Raw genomic sequence first — 17,830 nt, 5'->3', positions numbered from 1 at the left:
ACACCTTGTCGGTCTCGAGGCTTGCGATCGGCTCGTCGGCCCGCACCGGGTCACCGGGCTGCTTGAGCCACTCGCCGAGTGTCGCCTCGGTGATCGATTCGCCCAATGTCGGGACCAGTACTTCCGTCGCCATCCGCTTCTACCTCTTTGTGCTCCCGCGCAGGCGGGGACCTGGGTTCCCGCCTGCGCGGAACATGTGGACTAAGCTCCCGCCTTGCCCGCCTTGCGGTCCGTCTCGCGATTGCGGCGGACTTCCTCGCGAACCGAATGGCCTAGCGCGTCCGCCACAAGCGCGCCCTGCTCCAGCTGGTGGCGTTTCATCAGCCCGGTCGCAGGTGAGGCCGAGGCGGCGCGGCCGGCATAGCGCGCACGTTTGACGGGCGCGTTAGCCACCTTGAGCGCTTCTTCGATGAACGGCTCGACGAAGAACCAATAGCCGTTGTTCTTCGGCTCTTCCTGACACCAGACGACCTCCTCCAGCGCGGTCATCCGCGCCAGACGGACCGCCAGAGGCTCGCCGGGAAAGGGATAAAGCTGCTCGATTCGAACGATCTGCGTACCCCGATCGCCCGCCGCATCGCGCGCCTCCATCAGGTCGTATGCAACCTTGCCGGTACACAGCACCAGTCGCTTCGTCTCCGCGTCCGCCGCGCCGCTGGGATCGGAGAGGACGCGCTTGAAATGACTGTCGCCCTGGAAGTCCCCGGCCTTGCTAACCGCGAGCTTGTGGCGGAGCAGCGACTTGGGCGTCATCACCACCAGCGGCTTGCGGAAGCTGCGATGCATCTGGCGACGCAGCAGGTGGAAGTAGTTGGCGGGCGTGGTGCAGTTCGCAACCTGCATGTTGTCGCCTGCGCACAGCTGCAGAAAACGTTCGGGGCGCGCAGAGGAATGCTCCGGCCCCTGCCCTTCATAGCCGTGGGGCAACAGCATGACGAGGCCGTTCGCGCGCAGCCACTTGGCCTCTCCGCTGGCAATGAACTGGTCGATCATGATCTGCGCGCCGTTGACGAAATCGCCGAACTGCGCCTCCCACAGCACCAGCGTCTTCGGATCGGCGATCGCATAGCCATATTCGAAGCCGAGGACGCCATATTCGGACAATGGGCTGTCGAGCACCTCGAAGCGGCCGTGCGGGATGGTGCCAAGCGGCACGTGCTTGTGCTCGTCGGTCTGGTCGACCCACACTGCATGGCGTTGGCTGAACGTGCCGCGACCGGAGTCCTGGCCCGACAGCCGTACGCCATAGCCTTCGGACAGCAGTGCGCCGAATGCCAGGGCCTCGCCCGTCGCCCAGTCGAAGCCCTCGCCGGTGTCGAACATCGCCCGCTTGGCGTCGAGCACGCGGGCGAGCGTCTTATGGATGGCGAGGTCGGCGGGCGCGCTGGTCAGCGTCCGGCCGAGCGATGCGAACAGCTTTGGCTCGATCCCGGTCTCGACGTTGCGACGCGCGGTTTCGGCGTCGGCGGGGGCGTGAAGGCCGGACCAGCGACCGGCGAACCAGTCCGCCTTGTTGGGCTTGTAGCTCTGCCCGGCCTCGAACTCGCCCTCGAGCCGGTGCGTGTACTGCGCGATGCTCTCGCCCAGCCAGGCGCTGTCGATTACGCCCTGCTCGACCAACCGCGCCGCATAGATCTCGCTGACCGGAGCATGATCGCGGATCGCCTTGTACATCAGCGGCTGGGTAAAGCCCGGCTCGTCGCCCTCATTGTGGCCGAAGCGGCGATAGCACCACATGTCGATGACGATGTCGCGATGGAAGCATTGGCGGAATTCGATCGCCATCTTGGTGACGAAGGTGACCGCTTCCGGGTCGTCGCCGTTGACGTGGAAGATCGGCGCCTGGACCCCCTTCGCCACGTCGGACGGATACGGTGAGGAGCGGGCAAACTGTGGGCTGGTCGTAAAACCGATCTGGTTATTTATGACAAAGTGTACGCACCCGCCGGTGTTGTAGCCCTTGATCCCGGAAAAACCTAGGCATTCCCAGACGATTCCTTGTCCGGCGAACGCCGCGTCGCCATGGATCAGCACAGGCAGCGAACCGCAATGATCTGCCAGGTCGCCGGCAATTGTCTGGATCGCGCGGACCTTGCCGAGCACCACGGGGTCGGCTGCCTCGAGATGCGAGGGATTGGCGACCAACGACATATGGACGGTGATACCGTCGAACTCACGGTCAGTGGACGTACCCAGATGGTACTTCACGTCACCGGAGCCGCCGATATCGTCGGGATTGGCGGAGCCACCGGCGAATTCGTGGAAGATCACGCGCGTCGGCTTGGCGAGCACGTTCGCGAGCACGTTCAATCGGCCGCGATGCGCCATGCCGAACACGATCTCGCGCACGCCGGTCTGGCCGCCATATTTGATTACCGACTCCAGCGCCGGGATCATGCTCTCGCCGCCGTCGAGCCCGAACCGCTTCGTGCCGACGAACTTGCGGCCGCAGAACTTCTCCCACTGCTCGGCCTCGACGACCTTGTTGAGGATCGCCTTCTTGCCCTCGGGTGTGAAGTCCACGCCCGCGCCCTTGCCCTCCATGCGGTCCTGCAGGAACCGGCGCTCGTCGACATCGGCGATGTGCATGTATTCCAGGCCGACATTGCCGCAGTAGTTGGCGCGCAACGTGTCGACGAGTTCGCGCACCGTCGCCCATTCCATCCCCATCGCGCCGCCCAGGTAGACCGGGCGGTCGATGTCTGCGTCGGAGAAGCCGTGATACTCGGTTTTCAGATCCTCCGGCATCTCGCGCTTGGATAGGCCGAGCGGATCGAGATTGGCGGCGAGATGCCCCCGGACGCGATAGGTGCGGATCAGCATCATCGCACGAATGCTGTCGGCGGCGGCCTTGATGATGTCGTCGCGTGAGGGGGCGGCGGCAACTGGCGCGGTCTTGCCCTTCGCCGGTTTCGCCGCAGGCTCCATCTGCGTCGGGTCGAGCGCGGCGGTCAGGTCGTCGGTGTTCGTCGGCGGCCAGGCGGGGTTCTCCCAGCTAGGACCGGTCGCGGTTCCCTCCAACCCCTCGAAAAAGCCGCGCCAGCCGGGCTCGACGCTGCCGGGGGAGGTCCGGAAGCGATCGTATAGCGTTTCCACGAACGCCGGACTGACGCCGGAGGCGATGTCGCTGAAATCCTGGTTCTCGTAGCCCATCGCGGTGTTCCTCATGCGCGTCTGCAAGGCAGGCGCACGCTTAGCGCTTCAAGACCTCGAGCAGCGTCGTGCCCAATTCGCTAGGGCTCGCCGACACCTTGATCCCGGCCGCCTCCATGGCCGCGATCTTGCTCTCCGCATCGCCCTTGCCGCCCGACACGATCGCGCCGGCATGGCCCATGCGACGGCCCGGCGGCGCAGTGCGGCCGGCGATGAAGCCGGCCATGGGCTTCTTGCGACCGCGCTTTGCCTCGTCGATCAGGAACTGGGCCGCCTCTTCTTCCGCCGAGCCGCCGATCTCGCCGATCATGATGATCGACTGGGTCGCGTCGTCGGCAAGGAACAATTCCAGCACGTCGATGAAATTGGTGCCGTTGACAGGATCGCCGCCGATGCCGACCGCCGTGGTCTGGCCAAGCCCGGCGTTCGATGTCTGGAACACCGCCTCATAGGTCAACGTGCCCGAGCGGCTGACCACGCCCACCGAACCCTTCTTGAAAATGCTGCCCGGCATGATGCCGATCTTGCACTCCCCCGGCGTCAGCACGCCCGGGCAATTCGGCCCGATCAGTCGCGACCTTGAGCCGGACAGCGCGCGCTTGACCTTGACCATGTCGAGCACCGGGATGCCTTCGGTGATCGTGACGATCAGCGGCACCTCGGCGTCGATCGCCTCGAGGATCGAGTCAGCGGCGAAGGGCGGCGGCACGTAGATGACGGACGCGGTCGCGCCGGTTTTCGCCACCGCTTCGGCCACCGTGTCGAATACGGGCAGGTCGAGGTGCGTCGTGCCCCCCTTCCCCGGCGTGACGCCGCCGACCATCTGCGTGCCGTAGTCCAGGCCCGCCTTGGTATGGAAGCTGCCGGTCTCGCCGGTCATGCCCTGGGTGATGACCTTGGTGTTCCGGTCGACGAGGATGCTCATGGGATCTCCGAGATGCGGTGGCGTGCCTCGTCCGGCAGGCGGTTATTGCAGGCTGGAATCGATGCTCTTGCAGGCAACCAGCAGTTCCTTGACTGCGTCGACCGACACGGTGAGGTTCTGCTTGGCTTCGTCGGACAGCTGAACCTCGATAACCTTCTCGACGCCGCCGGCGCCGATCACGACGGGGACGCCGACATACAGGTCGTTGATGCCGTACTGACCCGTCAGGTTGGCGGCGGCCGGCAGGATGCGCTTCTGATCGTACAGATACGCCTCGGCCATCGCGATACCGCTGGTTGCCGGGGCATAATAGGCGCTGCCGGTCTTGAGCAGCGCGACGATTTCGCCGCCGCCGCCGCGGGTGCGCTTGATGATTGCGTCGATCCGCTCCTGCGTCGAGAAGCCCATCGCGATCATGTCGCTGACCGGGATGCCGCTGACGGTGCTGTATTCCAGCACCGGCACCATCGTGTCACCATGTCCGCCGAGGACGAAGGTGGTGACGTCCTTGACCGAGACCTTGAACTCGTCGGCGAGGAAATGGCTGAAGCGTGCGGAGTCGAGCACGCCCGCCATGCCGACCACCATGTGGTGGGGAAGCCCGGAGAACTCGCGCAGCGCCCAGACCATCGCGTCGAGCGGATTGGTGATGCAGATGACGAAGGCATTCGGCGCGTTGGCGGCGATGCCCTCGCCGACCGCTTTCATGACCTTGAGGTTGATGCCGAGCAGGTCGTCGCGGCTCATGCCCGGCTTGCGCGCGACGCCGGCGGTGACGATGATCACGTCGGCGTTGGCGATGTCGGCATAGTCATTGGAGCCGGTGATCGTCGCGTCGAAGCCCTCGACCGGACCGCACTGGCTGAGGTCCAGCGCCTTGCCCTGGGGGACGCCCTCGGCGACGTCGAACAGGACGATGTCGCCCAGGCCCTTGAGCGCCGCGAGATGGGCGAGTGTGCCGCCGATGTTGCCGGCGCCAATCAGGGCGATCTTTTTGCGGGCCAACGTCAATTTCCCCATGTCGAAGTTGCGGTGCGCATAGGCGCAGTTGGGCGGTACGGCAACCGTAAAGACGCTGTGTTGATAATCGTTCGCATTATCAGATTGTGCTCCCGTGACCCTTGGCGAGATACTCCTCCGACCGCATCTCCTCCAGCCGGCTGACCGTGCGCTGGAACTCGAAGCGGCCATCGCCGGCGGGATAAAGCCCGTCGGGCTGCGCATCGGCGGCGGCGAGCAGCTTGACCTTGCCTTCGTACAGCGCGTCGATCAGCGCCACGAAACGCGCAGCCTCGTTGCGATTGTCGGCGCCGAGCACGGGAATGCCGACCAGGACGACGGTGTGGAAGCGGCGAGCGATCGCGAGGTAATCGGCCGACCCGCGCGCCTCGCCGCACAGTCGCTTGAAGGAGAACACCGCAACCCCCTTCAGCGCCTTGGGCACGTGCAGCGTGCGGCCCTGAACAGGCAGGTCGTCGGACGGGATCGGCTCCGTCACCTCATGATCCGTGAGGCGGAAGAAGGCGGCGGACAGGTCGCGCGTCGCCTCCGGGCCGTTCGGAACCAGCCAGGTGTCCTGCTGTCCCAGCCGATCACGGCGGTAATCCACCGGACCGTTGAGTGCGAGCACATCCATCCGCGCTTCGATCAGCGCGATGAAGGGCAGGAAATGCTCGCGGTTGAGGCCGTGAAGGTAGAGGTCGGTCGGCGCGCGGTTCGACGTGGTGACGATCGTCACGCCCGCCTCGATCAGCGCGGTGAACAGCCGCGACAGGATCATCGCGTCGGGCGAGTTGGTTACCATCATCTCGTCAAAGGCGAGCAGTCCGGTTTGCGCCGCAATCGCGTCGGCGACGGGTTGGATCGGGTCGCCCTGCTCCTTGCGGCGCTCGACGGCGATGCGGGCGTGGACCTCCAGCATGAACTCCGCGAAGTGGACGCGGCGCTTTCGTTCGATCGTCACGTGCGCGAAGAACAGGTCCATCAGCATCGACTTGCCCCGGCCCACCCCTCCCCACAGGTACACGCCGCGCGCCGGAACGACGCGGCGGCGGAACAGGCCTGCCCTGCGAGGGTGTTCGAGTTGGTGGGCGAGTGCGTCAAGATGGGTGGCGGCGGCGAGTTGCTCGGGGTCGGGGCGGAGTTCGCCGGCGGTGACGAGCGCGGTGTAGGCGGCGAGGAGGGTCACTATTCGTCATTCCCGCGAAGGCGGGACTCCATTTCTCCACCAGCACCCGTCGCGCGATGGGTCCCCGCCTTCGCGGGGATGACGAACGCTGGAATCACCCCATCTTCCTCAGCGTGCCGGTGAAGCTGGCGATCGTCGGCTGACCCTCTTGCACCACCAGGCCGCGCAGGAAGAGCATGCGGCCGGTCTCGCGCAGCAGCTCGATACGCGCCTCGAGCGGCTCGCCGATGCGGCCGGCGCCGATGAATTGCGCCGACAGATCCAGCGTCACCGCGCCGCCGGCGGAGAGCACGCCGAACCCGCGCGAGGCGGCGAACAGCGCCACGTCCATGAAGCCGAGCAACGCGCCGCCATGCACGGCCTCACGCATGTTTGAATGGTCGTGGCGGGGCAGCATGCGGACCCGGGCGATGTCGTCCTCGGTACGTACCCAGAGCGGCTCGATGAACGCATTGAAGCGGGTCGGGTCGCGGAACTGCCAGCGTTTCCAGCCCGGTTCGGCGGGGTCGTCTTCGTAGAGGAAGGGTGCGGTCATGGGGGTGGGCGTTAGCGGGGCAAGTCAAACTCGTCACCCCGGCCATCTACCTTCCCCGGCTTCCGCCGGGGAGGAGCCTCAGGGGGCGGGGGAGCAAACGCACGTCGTGCCCTCCCCCTGCCCGCTTCGGCGGCTGTCCCTCTCCCGCTTGCGGGAGAGGGTGGGAAGAGCGTCGTCTTCCGTCTCGGGGAAGAGAGCTAGAGGACCCGCTCGGCTTCCATCTTCTTGATTTCAGCGATCGCCTTGGCCGGGTTGAGCCCCTTGGGGCAGACGTTGGCGCAGTTCATGATCGTATGGCAGCGATAGAGGCGAAAGGGGTCCTCCAGCTCGTCGAGCCGTTCGCCCGTCATCTCGTCGCGGCTGTCGGCGAGCCAGCGATAGGCCTGGAGCAGGATCGCGGGCCCAAGGAACTTGTCGCCGTTCCACCAGTAGCTCGGGCAGCTGGTCGAGCAGCACGCGCACAGGATGCACTCGTAAAGGCCGTCCAGCTTGGCGCGATCCGCTGGCGATTGCAGCCGCTCCTTGCCCGACGGCGCGGTGGTCACGGTCTGCAGCCACGGCTTGATCGAGCTGTACTGCGCGTAGAAATGCGTGAAGTCGGGAACGAGGTCCTTGATGACCTCCATGTGCGGCAGCGGCGTGATCTTCACCTCGCCCTTCACGTCCTCGATCGCGGTGGTGCAGGCGAGCCCGTTGCGGCCGTCGATGTTCATCGAGCACGACCCGCAGATGCCCTCGCGGCACGAGCGGCGAAAGGTGAGAGTCGGGTCCTGCTCGGCCTTGAGCTTGATCAGCGCGTCCAGCACCATCGGGCCGGTCTGGTCGAGATCGAGCTCGAACGTGTCGTAGCGCGGGTTCTCGCCGGTATCTGGATCGTAGCGGTAGATCCTGAACGATTTCGGGCGTGCAGCCTTGGACGGCGTGGCGTGGGCCTTGCCCTTCTTGACGACGGAATTCTTGGGAAGGGTAAAGGTGGCCATCTGGTCCTCGCGTGCTGAGGGGTCGATAGCGAGGCGGGGCGAAGGGGACAACCTTGGCGCTGTAACTTGGATCTCTCTCCCACCCTCTCCCGCCAGCGGGAGAGGGATTGGCTCACCCTGCCCGCACGCCACTCCAGTCCAGGCGGCGCGTCACGTACATCACTCCGGCGAGCGCCACGAACAGCAGGACCGAGCCGATCACCAGGCTGAACGCCTCCAGGCTGAGCAGGACGTAGAGCACCGCATACAACCCGGCGAGCAGGCCGGCGACGATGCCGCCGCGTCGCCAGCTGCCCAGCACCGCCGCCGAATAGGCCGCGAGCAGGCCGATCACCGCGCCGGCCGCGACGAGGTAGGCGGCGGCGAACCCGATCACCTCCGAGAACGCCAGCAGCATGATGAAGAACAGGATCAGGCCGACGCCGACGAGCAGATATTCCGGCGTCGCCACGCGCACCCCGCCGATCACGTCGAACAGGAGGAACGCGCCGAAGGTGAAGCCGATGAACAGGAAGCCGTATTTGATCGAGCGATCGACCTGGCTGTAGAGATCGACCGGGGAGACGAGATCGACGCGAGCCTCGAAATCGCCGGCCGGGTCGACCGCCGCCTCCAGCCCGCGCGAACCGGCCTCGACCGCGCCGCCGGCGACCTGCCCGGTCGAAACGAGCGCGCGGCCGAGCGCCAGATTGCCGACGCGCCAGCTGGCGTCGAAGCCCTTGTCCGAGACGCGGCGCTCGGTCGGCAGGAACCCGCCGACGAAGCTGGGGCTGGGCCAGGGCGAGGTGACGCGCCAGCGCGTGTCGCCGGCCTGCGGCACGAGGCTGAGCCAGCCATTGCCGCGAAACGCGAAGCTGAACCGGGCCGGGATCGCGCCGGTGATCAGCGCACTGGCGTCGAGCGGGGCAACGAAGCCCGAACCGTTGGTCTCGCTCGGTCCCCGACCCGGCCTGAGTGCAACCGGACGGCCGGCTACGGTCACCGACGGCGGCGCGCCGACCAGTCCGCGCGGGTCGGACAGGCCGAAGCGCAGTTCGGCGCGGTTATATTGCAGCTGTTCGGGCGTGACACCGAAGCGGGCAAGGTCGGTCGGCAGCGCGAAGCGCGCGCTGCCAGACGCCTGGGCGGAGTAGATCACCGCCTCGTAGATCGACTTGCGACGGCGTTCGGGCGTGATCGCCGCCGTCAGATCAGCCACGTCGGGCGCGAGCGTCAGCTCGCGTTCGACGATGAGCGCGCGGGTGACCTGGCGGCCGTTCTCGGTCACCGTCTCGCTCGACTGCGCCTGATAGGGGATCACCAGCACCGGCCCGGCGAGCCGCTGCGGCGCCCCCCAGCCGGACACGATTGCCGAACGCGCGGTGTTGGCCTGTTCCTGGCGGTCCCACGACAGCAGGTAGACCGCGAACAGCGGCACGGTGAGGATCGCGGCGAGGATCACCGCGAACAGCAGCTTCATGCCCGGTGTGCGCGGGGTTTTGGCGGCTGAGATAGCGTCGGCGGTCATGGGCATGCTCCTCGCGAAGGTGGCGAGGGAGATGCGCGTGGGCAGACATCTATGCCAACCTTGGTTCGAAGGATTGGCTGTGCAGGCGAGGTGCAGATCAATCCTCCCCGTTCACCGGGAGGTGGCAGCGCGTAGTGCCGACGGAGGGGTCTCTCGACGCGCGGTGACCTCGGTGGCCCGCCCCCTCCGCCACTCGGCTGCGCCGAGCGGTCCCCCTCCCCGTCCCGGGGAGGATTTCAGGTCAGATCACGTCCAACACCAGCCCTAGGTCCCGCGCCTGTTCGGCCTCGATGTACCAGGCCGACTCAGCCTTCCTCTTCAGCTCCTCGAAGGTGACGCCCGTGCCGTGGACGAGCGCGCGGAAGCCTTCGTCCTGGATGCGGATCGAATCCTCGATCTCCAAGAGCTTCGCCTCCAGCGTGTAGCGCAGCGTGGTGAGCGGGCCGTTGAGGTTCAGCGTCGACGTCATCTGACGCTCGTGCAGCATCAGCCGCGAGCCGCGCGTCAGCCAGCGGTTGGCGGCGGGAAAGCCCGACATGAAGGTGGCGCCGGCGGAATAGACCGCCACCTTGCCCAGGAACAGCGTCTCGCGGCCGGTATAGTCGCGGATCAGGCGGATATCGTCGGCCATCGCGCGCGCCACCTCCGGGTCGCCGCCCAGCGTCGTCAGCGAGACGACGAGCGGATCATCGCCGGCGGCGTTGTGCACCTGCTGCTTGAACCACGCGTACATCCCGTAGTCGACATTGCCCGACAGCTGCACCTGGGGCGTGGCGAGAAGGGGGTATTTGGGGGCGTTTGAGTCGGTCATGGCGCGCGTAACCGTGAGCGGGGCTGTGAGTTCCCTTGCGCTCTCCCGCACGCGCGAGAGAGTTAGCGGCCCGGCGCCGTTGCGCCGTCCAGCGATGCGGTCGCCGGACGCCCGACCTTTGGCGTCGCGGCGGGCAAGCGCGCCTCCAGCACGTTCAGCCACCGCGCCGCGCCCGCGCCGATCGAGATCTGCGGCTGCGACGGCTCCAGCTTCGCGGCACGTTCCCAGCCGCCGATCAGCGTCGCGGCTTCCGCTCCGGCTGCCCCCAGCGGGGTCGGCCGGCGCAGCGCTTGATTGATCATCGCGTCGCCGAAGAAGGTCCAGTCATTGTCGGCCTGACACCCGAACGACGTCCGCTCGGCGGACGAGGCGGTCAGGATCGCGGTCGTGTCCGACGCCAGCAGCGGCACGAAGATGCCCGAATAGCAGGCGCTGATCAGCAACAGGCGGTTGCGGATACCCAGCGTCGACAGCGTCTGCCACAGCCGCGTCGGCGAGATCGCGCCAAAGCCCTGATCGCCGTCATTGTAGACGATGCCGAACGGGGCGCCGTGGCTGGTGGTGTAGAGCACGAGCACGTCCTCGCGGCCGTCCATCAGCTCGGCGACGCGGGCGAGTACGGCGGTGAGGCTGGCGGGCGAACCCATCGCCAGGCTGCTCTCCGCGCTGCCGTCGCTGCCGGCGAGCACGATCGTGCGGCCGGTAGCGGCATAGCGGCGCGCGAGCACGCGGCCCGCCTCGCGCGCCTCGCGGCCGAACACCGGGTCGCTGTCGAGCGCGACCGACACCACATAGGCGTCGACCGTGCCGGCACGCTGGGGCTGCAGCGTCGCCAGCGCGGTGGCGAGGCGGCGGTGCTCGGCCAGGACCTGCACCGGGTGGCGATCGCGCTCCATCGCCAGGCCCTGATCGGCGAGGAAGGCGAGCTCGGGCGGCGACGCGCGATCGATCAGGGGCGTGCCGCCGGTGTGCTGCGGTGGCTGGTAGCCTGGCACCTGTGCCGACGCGGCGAGCGGCAACAGCGCGACGGCGGCGGCCAGGCGGAGGATGCGGAGCATGGAACCTGTGTTTCGTCGCCGGCACTCCGCTGTCAAGCGGCGGAACCCCCGTAGGCGCGCGCCGGTTGGGCGTGTTCACAGGAGCTTACCCATGTCGCCCACGCTGAAGCCGCTTGCCGAACAGGTCATCGTCATCACCGGCGCGAGCTCGGGCATCGGGCTGGTCACCGCGCGCGCGGCGGCCAAGGCGGGCGCGGCGGTGTTCCTGCTGGCGCGCTCGGGCGAGGTGCTGGAGGAGGTGACGCGCGAGATTGTCGCGGGCGGCGGGCGGGCGGATTTCGCGGTGGTCGACGTGGGGATCGCGAGCGAGGTCGAGATGGCCGCCGCGGCGGCGGTGAAGAAGTTCGGGCGGATCGACTCCTGGGTCAACGATGCCGGCGCGGCGATCTACGGCCCGGTGCTGGACTCGCCGCTCGACGAGCAGCAGCAGCTGTTCCGGACCAATTATTTCGGCGTCGTCCACGGCTGCGTCGCCGCGGTGCCGCATCTGCGCGGCGGCGGCGCGATCGTGACGGTGGGCAGCCTGGCGTCCGACATGCCCTCGCCGCCGATGGGGGTGTATTCGGCGACCAAGCACGCGGTGAAGGCGTACATCGCGGTGCTGCGGATGGAGCTCCACGCCGACGGCGTGCCGATCGCGGTGGCGCTGGTGAAGCCCGCCGGGGCCGACACGCCGATCGGGCAGCACGCGTCGAACCACGGCGGGCGCGGCAAGCACGGACATGGCGAGGCGCGGATCCCGCCGCCCGCCTATGACCCGCAGCTGGTGGCGGACGCGATCCTCGACTGCTGCGTCCATGCCCGGCGCGAGGTGACGGTGGGCGGCGTCGGCCGCGCGCAGGTGCTGTTCTCGCGACACTTTCCCGGGATGTTCGAATGGCTGGTCCCGCGCGGCGCCAAGGCGGCCTACTCGCCAACCAAGGAACAGCCCGGCCCGTCGAACCTGTTCGAGGGCGCGAACGCCGGCCGCGAGCGGTCGGGCGAGCATCCGGGGCGGCTGCGTCACAGCATCTACACCAGCGCGGCGCTGCACCCCAAGACAACGGTTCTGGGGCTGGGCCTGGTCGCTGGTGCGATCGGATTGCTGTTCGCTAACAAACCTCGGCGGTGAATTTCGGCAGCGGTCCCGGCGGGACGCGCGCGGGGCTGTTCCACCAGCGGTCGCCGGTGAGGCGATGACGAGCGCCGTATGCGGCAAGCAGGGTGCTCGCTAGCGCGGGGTCGTAGCGGGCGAGGTCGCTGTGGGAGAGGACGCGGACCTTGTCGAACGCGGCGAGACGGCCGGAGTTGAAGTGGAACTGCGTGCCGACCGCCCAATATTCGTCGATCGTGGTCGACGCATACTCGCCTTTCCAGCGACCCTGCTTCAGCGCATCGGCATAGGCGCGCTCGACCTGCGCGTAGAGGCGCGGATCGACGGCGCGGATGGCGGCGAGCACGTCATGGGCGAGCTCGTGGACCAGGATGTTCTCGCCGCGATAGCGGTCGCCGGGCAGCGCGAGCAGGTTCTCCGCCCCCGCGCTGGTCAGTGGCCCCGACATGCCGCGCGCGCGAGCGTTCCAGTACTGGCGGTCGGTCATCGCGCCGATGCGGGTGGCGTAATGCTTGCGCTCGCAGCGCGTGAGGCGCGGGTCGTCGGGCCCGGGGCGGACCCAGCCCCGCTGTTCGGGCAGGTCGGTGGTGGTCTCGTCGGGCGCCATTACGGCCACGCGATAGCCGCTCGCGACCAGCCACCGGGCGAGATCGGGCCGGCGGGCGAGCATGTCCGTGACGATATCGCGGGCGGCCGCAAGCGCTGGCGCGGGCGTGCGGGGCGACGCGATCACGGGCAGGCCCGCGGCGTCGAGGTGCTGGGTGTAGAAGGGATCCGCGGGCGGAGGGGCGCCGACCTCCAGCAACAGGGCGGCGGAGCAGGCGACACGCAACAGCATCACCGGAATCTGGCATTGCCCGATCCAGGCGGCAAGCGTCAGACCGCGCAGGTCGCCAACATGGCATCGCGACGGGCGTTCCAGTCTTCAAGGTGCCATCGGTCTGGCGCCTCGATGCCCAGAATGGCGTCCCGCGCCGTACTTATTCGCCGCGGCGCCAAGGCGCGACTGCTCTGCGCGCACAGGAATACGCAAACATCGGGCGGACTGCCGTTGCTGACTTCTTCTGTGACCACGATCGCCAGCCGCTGACTTTCCAGCCGGACCAGAGTGCCGATCGGAAACGCGCTCATCGTGCGGCGGAATGCGCTCAGCACATGCGGATCGAAGTGGCCGATGCTGCCCATCATCCACTCCAGTGCCTGACCAGGCGACCAGCTCGGCTTGTACACGCGCGCAGAGGTGACGGCATCGTACACGTCGCACACAGCCGCCATGCGTGCATGGACGCCGATATCGGGACGCGCCAGTCGGGAAGGATAGCCTTTGCCGTCCATCCGCTCGTGATGATGAAGGCACACGTCAAGCGCGATCTCGGATGTCACGCCCGCGTCTTCGAGCAGCTCGCGCCCGCGCACGGTGTGCTGCTGCACCAATGCATATTCGTTCAGGTCAAGCGGTCCCGGCTTGTCGAGCAATTCGACCGGCACCCGTGCCTTGCCGACATCGTGGAGAAGACCCGCCAGGCCGACATCCAGCGTCTGCTCGGCAGGGAGGCCGAGTTCCCGCGCCAATGCCACCATCAGACCGCAGACCGCGACGGAATGGAGATAGGTATATTCGTGCGCTTCCTTCAGCCGGGTGATGCTGGGCAGCGCGACCGGGTTGCGCGCAACAGAGGCGGCGATGCCGGCGACGACGGGCTCAAGCGCCTCCAGGTTCATCCGGCGGCCGAGGCGGATGTCTTCAAACGCCGTCGTTACCGCCTGGCGCGCCGCATCGACCACCTGCAGCGCGCGCTCGCGCTCTTTCAGCAGGCTGGCAGGGCGGCTGCGGAGATGGAATTGCTCCTGCACCACGGCAGGCCGGCGCAGGCGCTTGGTTGGGCGTGACACAACCGCGGGCGCTGCACCACGCCAGTCATCCGGCTGGTACGCGCCCGCCAGTTCGCTCCCCTTTGCATCCGCCCCCATCGGCTAAAGATAGAGGACCCGCTATCACCAAACCGTTAATCCAGATTGGCGTCTGGCGGGTCGCCGCTCAATACACCCGCTTCTTCGGCTTGATGTACGCCACGTCGTCCGTCAGCGTGTAATCATGCACCGGACGGTACGATACCTCGGTCGCCCCCCCCTGCCCGCCCCAGCCCTGGAACGTCATCAGCGTGTGCTTCATCCAGCCGGCATCGTCCCGGTCGGGATGGTCTTCGTTGACGTGGGCCCCGCGGCTTTCCTTGCGGTTGGCGGCGGATTCCATGGTCACGACCGCCTGCGCCAGCAGATTGTCGAGCTCCAGCGTCTCGACCAGATCGGTGTTCCAGATCAGCGAACGGTCGGTGACGCTGACGTCCTCCAGCCGCTTGTAGGTCTCGGCCATCTTCGTCTGCCCCTCGCCGAGCAGCGCATTGTCGCGGAACACGGCGCAATGCTTCTGCATCGTGCGCTGCATGTCGCCCCTGATCTGCGCGGTCGGCGAGCCGCCGGCGGCGTGGCGGAACTTGTCCAGGCGCGACAACGACAGCTCCTCGGAACCGGACGGAAGCGGGTTGTGCGACGTGTTTGGCTTGAGCACGTCGCGCACGCGCAAGCCGGTGGCGCGGCCGAACACGACCAGGTCGATCAGACTGTTCGAGCCGAGCCGGTTGGCCCCATGCACCGAGACGCACGCCGCCTCGCCGACCGCGAACAGGCCCGGCACGACGGTGTCGGGATTGCCGTTCTGCAGGTGCACGACCTCGCCATGATAGTTGGTCGGGATGCCGCCCATATTGTAATGCACCGTCGGCGTGACCGGCAGCGGCTGGCGCGTCAGGTCGACGCCGGCGAAGATCTTGCCGGTCTCGGTGATGCCCGGCAGCCGCTCGTGCAGCACCTTGGGATCGATATGATCGAGGTGGAGGAAGATGTGGTCCTTCTCCGGCCCGACGCCGCGCCCCTCACGCATCTCCATCGCCATCGACCGCGACACGACGTCGCGTGACGCCAGATCCTTCGCCGACGGGGCGTAGCGTTCCATGAAGCGCTCGCCTTCGGAGTTGGTGAGGTAGCCGCCCTCGCCGCGCGCGCCTTCGGTGATGAGCACGCCCGCGCCGTAGATGCCGGTCGGGTGGAACTGGACAAACTCCATGTCCTGCAACGGCAGTCCCGCGCGCAGCACCATCGCGTTGCCGTCGCCGGTGCAGGTGTGGGCACTCGTCGCGGAGAAGTAGCAGCGGCCGTAACCGCCGGTCGCCAGCACCACCTGGTGCGCGCGGAAGCGGTGGATCGAGCCATCGTCCATGCACAAGGCGATGACGCCCCGGCACTGGCCGTTCTCCATGATCAGATCGAGCGCGAAATATTCGACGTAGAAGTCGGCGTCGTACTTCAGCGACTGCTGGTACAGCGCGTGCAGCATCGCGTGGCCGGTGCGGTCGGCGGCAGCGCAGGTGCGCTGCACCGGCGGGCCTTCGCCCATATTCTGCATGTGGCCGCCGAACGGCCGCTGATAGATGGTGCCGTCGTCGTTGCGGCTGAACGGCACGCCGGCATGTTCGAGCTCGATGACCGCGGCGGGTGCCTCGCGCACCATATATTCGATCGCGTCCTGGTCGCCGAGCCAGTCGGAACCCTTCACCGTATCGTACATGTGCCACGACCAGTGATCGGGCGAGTTGTTGCCGAGCGACGCGGCGATGCCGCCCTGCGCCGCCACCGTGTGCGACCGGGTCGGGAACACCTTGGTGATGCAGGCGGTCCGCAAGCCCCCTTCCGCGATCCCCATCGTCGCGCGCAGGCCCGAGCCGCCCGCGCCGACGACGACCGCGTCATAGGTGTGATCGACGATCTTGTAGGCAGCAGGCATCAGCGTAGGGTTCCGGTAAGGGCGAGGCGGAGGATGGAAAAGATCGCGACCGCGCCCAGCACGACCACATAGACGTTGAGCAGCACCATCAGCACTACGCGCGTTTCGTTGTGCTGATAATCCTCGATCACCACCTGAAGGCCGAGCCGGAAATGGTAGAAGACGTTGGCGATCAGCAGCGCCAGCGGCACCGCGACCCAGACCGACGACAGGTACATGCGCAGCGTCGCGAGGTCATAGCCGGGCAACCGTGCGAGGAAGAGGAGCAGCCAGCCCATCAGCGCGATGTTCAGCCCGGCGGTGAGCCGTTGCCGCCACCAATGGTGCGTACCCTCCTTGGCCGCGCCGAGGCCGCGCACGCGACCGATGCTGGTTCCCGTGCCCATTACTTCACCACCGCGATATATGCCCAGTACATGGCGGTGAGCAGCGTCGACGCAACCATCGTTGCCAGCGCGCCCAGCTTGTTGCGCTTCAATTCATAGCCAGCACCCGTGTCGAGCACGAGATGGCGGATGCCCGTCATCATGTGCTGCAGCACCGCCCAGCTGAGCCCCACCGCCAGCACCCAGCCGACGATGTTGAGCGCACCGGTGTCGGTGGTGAACCAGTCCAGAAAGCTGTTGTAGCTCTCCGCCCCGCTCGCCGCCGCCGCCAGCCACCAGGTCAGCAGCGGCGCACCGATCAGTGCCATGCCGACGCCGAGCGCACGGTGGATGATGGAGACCAGCATGTGCGGGCCCCAACGATAGATCTGCAGATGGGGCGAAAGCGGTCGGGTCGTGGTGCGCGAAGCCAAGGCTGGCATCCTTACGTCTTAGGGGTCGCCCGCGCCTATGAGACGGCCGTCGCAGCGATGCAAGCAGCCACCGCCCCCCCCGGGGCAGCGCGCGTTTCCTAACCCCCTCTTAACCAACGAAGACGTACGACCGGCGACGATTTCGGAGAACCTGCATTGTCGACCATCCTTCCCGCGCCCGACAGCATCAGCAAGACGGTCGACCTTGCCGAGCGCCTGCGTGTCTTCGACCTCGGACGCGAGGAAGTCACGCTGGCAGCGGAGCTGTGGACGGTGATCAAGCCGGAAGCGCGCGCGATCGCGGTGTCGATCTGGGAGCGACGCGAGCGCGCCTATGGCGAGCGCAACAATTGGGCGGAGCACGATCAGGAGAAGATGTACGAGCTCGCCGTGGCCTATCTGCGTAATCACTATACCGGGCTGGCAGATATCGGGTGGGTCGAATCGGCCGAGCGCACGGTGGCACGCGCCTATGCCAGGGGGATCGCGCTGACGCCGATCCTGGCGATGGTCGACGCGGGCGGCCGCGCGACGCTGGAGGTGCTTGGCCGATGCGTGACCGACCAAGTGCTACGGCGGCGGTATCGCGACCTGCTGCTGCGCATGCGCTCGCTGGAGAGCGACATGTATTGCACGCTGTACAATGGCTATTGCCGTTTTTCCGAACGCGCCGAGCGCGACCGGCTGGCTGTCGAGTTCCGTGACAAGATCGCGGTGACGGTGGAGGAGACGAGCCTGGAGGGCGGCACGCTGCGGCGACAGACGTCACAGTCGTCGGCATCCGCGCGCGGCGTTCTCGGCAAGGCATCGGAAGTCGCGGCGGCGGCGGAGCAGTCGGCGGTGGCGATGCGCGAGGCGGCGCAGACCGCGGCCGGGCTGATCCGCGCGATCGAGGATGCGCGCACCGAGGTGGAGGCCGCGGCCGAGATCGCGACGCGCG

Annotated in this window: 16 protein-coding genes and 1 pseudogene; 2 read left to right on the top strand and 15 right to left on the bottom strand. The window is 67.3% G+C overall.

Translation table 11 applies throughout. The annotated features are described in order from the left end of the window. The 10 genes from JWN21_RS01370 to JWN21_RS01325 all read right to left on the bottom strand — a co-directional run. On the bottom strand, positions 1–133 hold a 133-nt coding region (locus tag JWN21_RS01370; RefSeq protein ID WP_299645611.1), incomplete at its 3' end, for a biotin/lipoyl-containing protein. Positions 134–201: 68 nt separating this feature from the next. Beyond that, the gene (locus tag JWN21_RS01365) at positions 202–3,153 is read right to left on the bottom strand and encodes a 2-oxoglutarate dehydrogenase E1 component (RefSeq protein WP_299645610.1); all 2,952 of its coding nucleotides are present in this window, start codon (positions 3,151–3,153) and stop codon (positions 202–204) included. 40 nt (positions 3,154–3,193) lie between these two features. After that, positions 3,194–4,078: a succinate--CoA ligase subunit alpha gene (gene sucD / locus JWN21_RS01360; RefSeq protein WP_299645608.1), complete on the bottom strand. Its 885-nt coding sequence runs from the start codon at positions 4,076–4,078 to the stop codon at positions 3,194–3,196. A gap of 42 nt (positions 4,079–4,120) precedes the next feature. After that, positions 4,121–5,083, bottom strand: a complete 963-nt coding sequence (mdh, locus tag JWN21_RS01355) for a malate dehydrogenase (RefSeq protein WP_299645607.1) — start codon at positions 5,081–5,083, stop codon at positions 4,121–4,123. A 94-nt stretch (positions 5,084–5,177) separates the two neighbouring features. After that, positions 5,178–6,269: a cell division protein ZapE gene (gene zapE / locus JWN21_RS01350; protein WP_299645609.1), complete on the bottom strand. Its 1,092-nt coding sequence runs from the start codon at positions 6,267–6,269 to the stop codon at positions 5,178–5,180. Positions 6,270–6,360: 91 nt separating this feature from the next. Next, complete coding sequence (locus JWN21_RS01345) at positions 6,361–6,801, bottom strand: PaaI family thioesterase (protein WP_299645606.1); 441 nt, start codon at positions 6,799–6,801, stop codon at positions 6,361–6,363. A gap of 197 nt (positions 6,802–6,998) precedes the next feature. Then, positions 6,999–7,781, bottom strand: a complete 783-nt coding sequence (locus JWN21_RS01340) for a succinate dehydrogenase iron-sulfur subunit (RefSeq protein WP_299645605.1) — start codon at positions 7,779–7,781, stop codon at positions 6,999–7,001. Positions 7,782–7,893: 112 nt separating this feature from the next. Next, positions 7,894–9,288 (bottom strand): cell envelope integrity protein CreD, encoded by a 1,395-nt coding sequence (gene creD, locus JWN21_RS01335; RefSeq protein ID WP_299645604.1) that lies wholly within the window; start codon positions 9,286–9,288, stop codon positions 7,894–7,896. A 241-nt stretch (positions 9,289–9,529) separates the two neighbouring features. Then, positions 9,530–10,099, bottom strand: a complete 570-nt coding sequence (locus tag JWN21_RS01330) for an ATP-dependent Clp protease proteolytic subunit (RefSeq protein ID WP_299645603.1) — start codon at positions 10,097–10,099, stop codon at positions 9,530–9,532. Positions 10,100–10,161: 62 nt separating this feature from the next. Then, positions 10,162–11,157: a C13 family peptidase gene (locus JWN21_RS01325; RefSeq protein ID WP_299645602.1), complete on the bottom strand. Its 996-nt coding sequence runs from the start codon at positions 11,155–11,157 to the stop codon at positions 10,162–10,164. 91 nt (positions 11,158–11,248) lie between these two features. On the opposite strand from JWN21_RS01325, the gene JWN21_RS01320 reads away from it, so the two are divergent. Next, complete coding sequence (locus JWN21_RS01320; protein ID WP_299645601.1) at positions 11,249–12,268, top strand: SDR family oxidoreductase; 1,020 nt, start codon at positions 11,249–11,251, stop codon at positions 12,266–12,268. Here JWN21_RS01320 and JWN21_RS01315 read toward each other — a convergent pair. The 5 genes from JWN21_RS01315 to sdhC form a co-directional block, all read right to left on the bottom strand. After that, complete coding sequence (locus JWN21_RS01315) at positions 12,249–13,088, bottom strand: glycoside hydrolase (RefSeq protein ID WP_299645600.1); 840 nt, start codon at positions 13,086–13,088, stop codon at positions 12,249–12,251. The two genes, JWN21_RS01320 and JWN21_RS01315, sit on opposite strands and share 20 nt — an antisense overlap. A 38-nt stretch (positions 13,089–13,126) precedes the next feature. After that, positions 13,127–14,221 carry an HD-GYP domain-containing protein gene (locus JWN21_RS01310; protein ID WP_299645599.1) on the bottom strand — a complete coding sequence of 365 codons (1,095 nt, stop codon included), beginning with the start codon at positions 14,219–14,221 and terminating at the stop codon, positions 13,127–13,129. Positions 14,222–14,288: 67 nt separating this feature from the next. After that, positions 14,289–16,091, bottom strand: coding sequence for a succinate dehydrogenase flavoprotein subunit (gene sdhA, locus JWN21_RS01305; RefSeq protein WP_299645598.1), 1,803 nt, complete (start codon positions 16,089–16,091; stop codon positions 14,289–14,291). Further along, positions 16,091–16,477 (bottom strand): succinate dehydrogenase, hydrophobic membrane anchor protein, encoded by a 387-nt coding sequence (gene sdhD / locus JWN21_RS01300; RefSeq protein WP_299645597.1) that lies wholly within the window; start codon positions 16,475–16,477, stop codon positions 16,091–16,093. Before sdhD ends, sdhA begins: the two co-directional genes overlap by 1 nt. After that, entirely contained in the window at positions 16,477–16,890 is a 414-nt protein-coding gene (gene sdhC / locus JWN21_RS01295; RefSeq protein ID WP_299645596.1) for a succinate dehydrogenase, cytochrome b556 subunit, read from the bottom strand. Before sdhC ends, sdhD begins: the two co-directional genes overlap by 1 nt. A gap of 156 nt (positions 16,891–17,046) precedes the next feature. Between sdhC and JWN21_RS01290 the strand changes: the two are divergent. Further along, a pseudogene (locus JWN21_RS01290) lies at positions 17,047–17,830 on the top strand (chemotaxis protein); the annotation flags it as partial.

The organism is Sphingomonas bacterium (assembly GCF_028292945.1).
Classification (GTDB): Bacteria; Pseudomonadota; Alphaproteobacteria; order Sphingomonadales; family Sphingomonadaceae; genus Sphingomonas.
The sequence above is the reverse complement of the archived record's forward strand: the minus strand, read 5'-3'. Positions and strand labels throughout refer to the sequence as shown.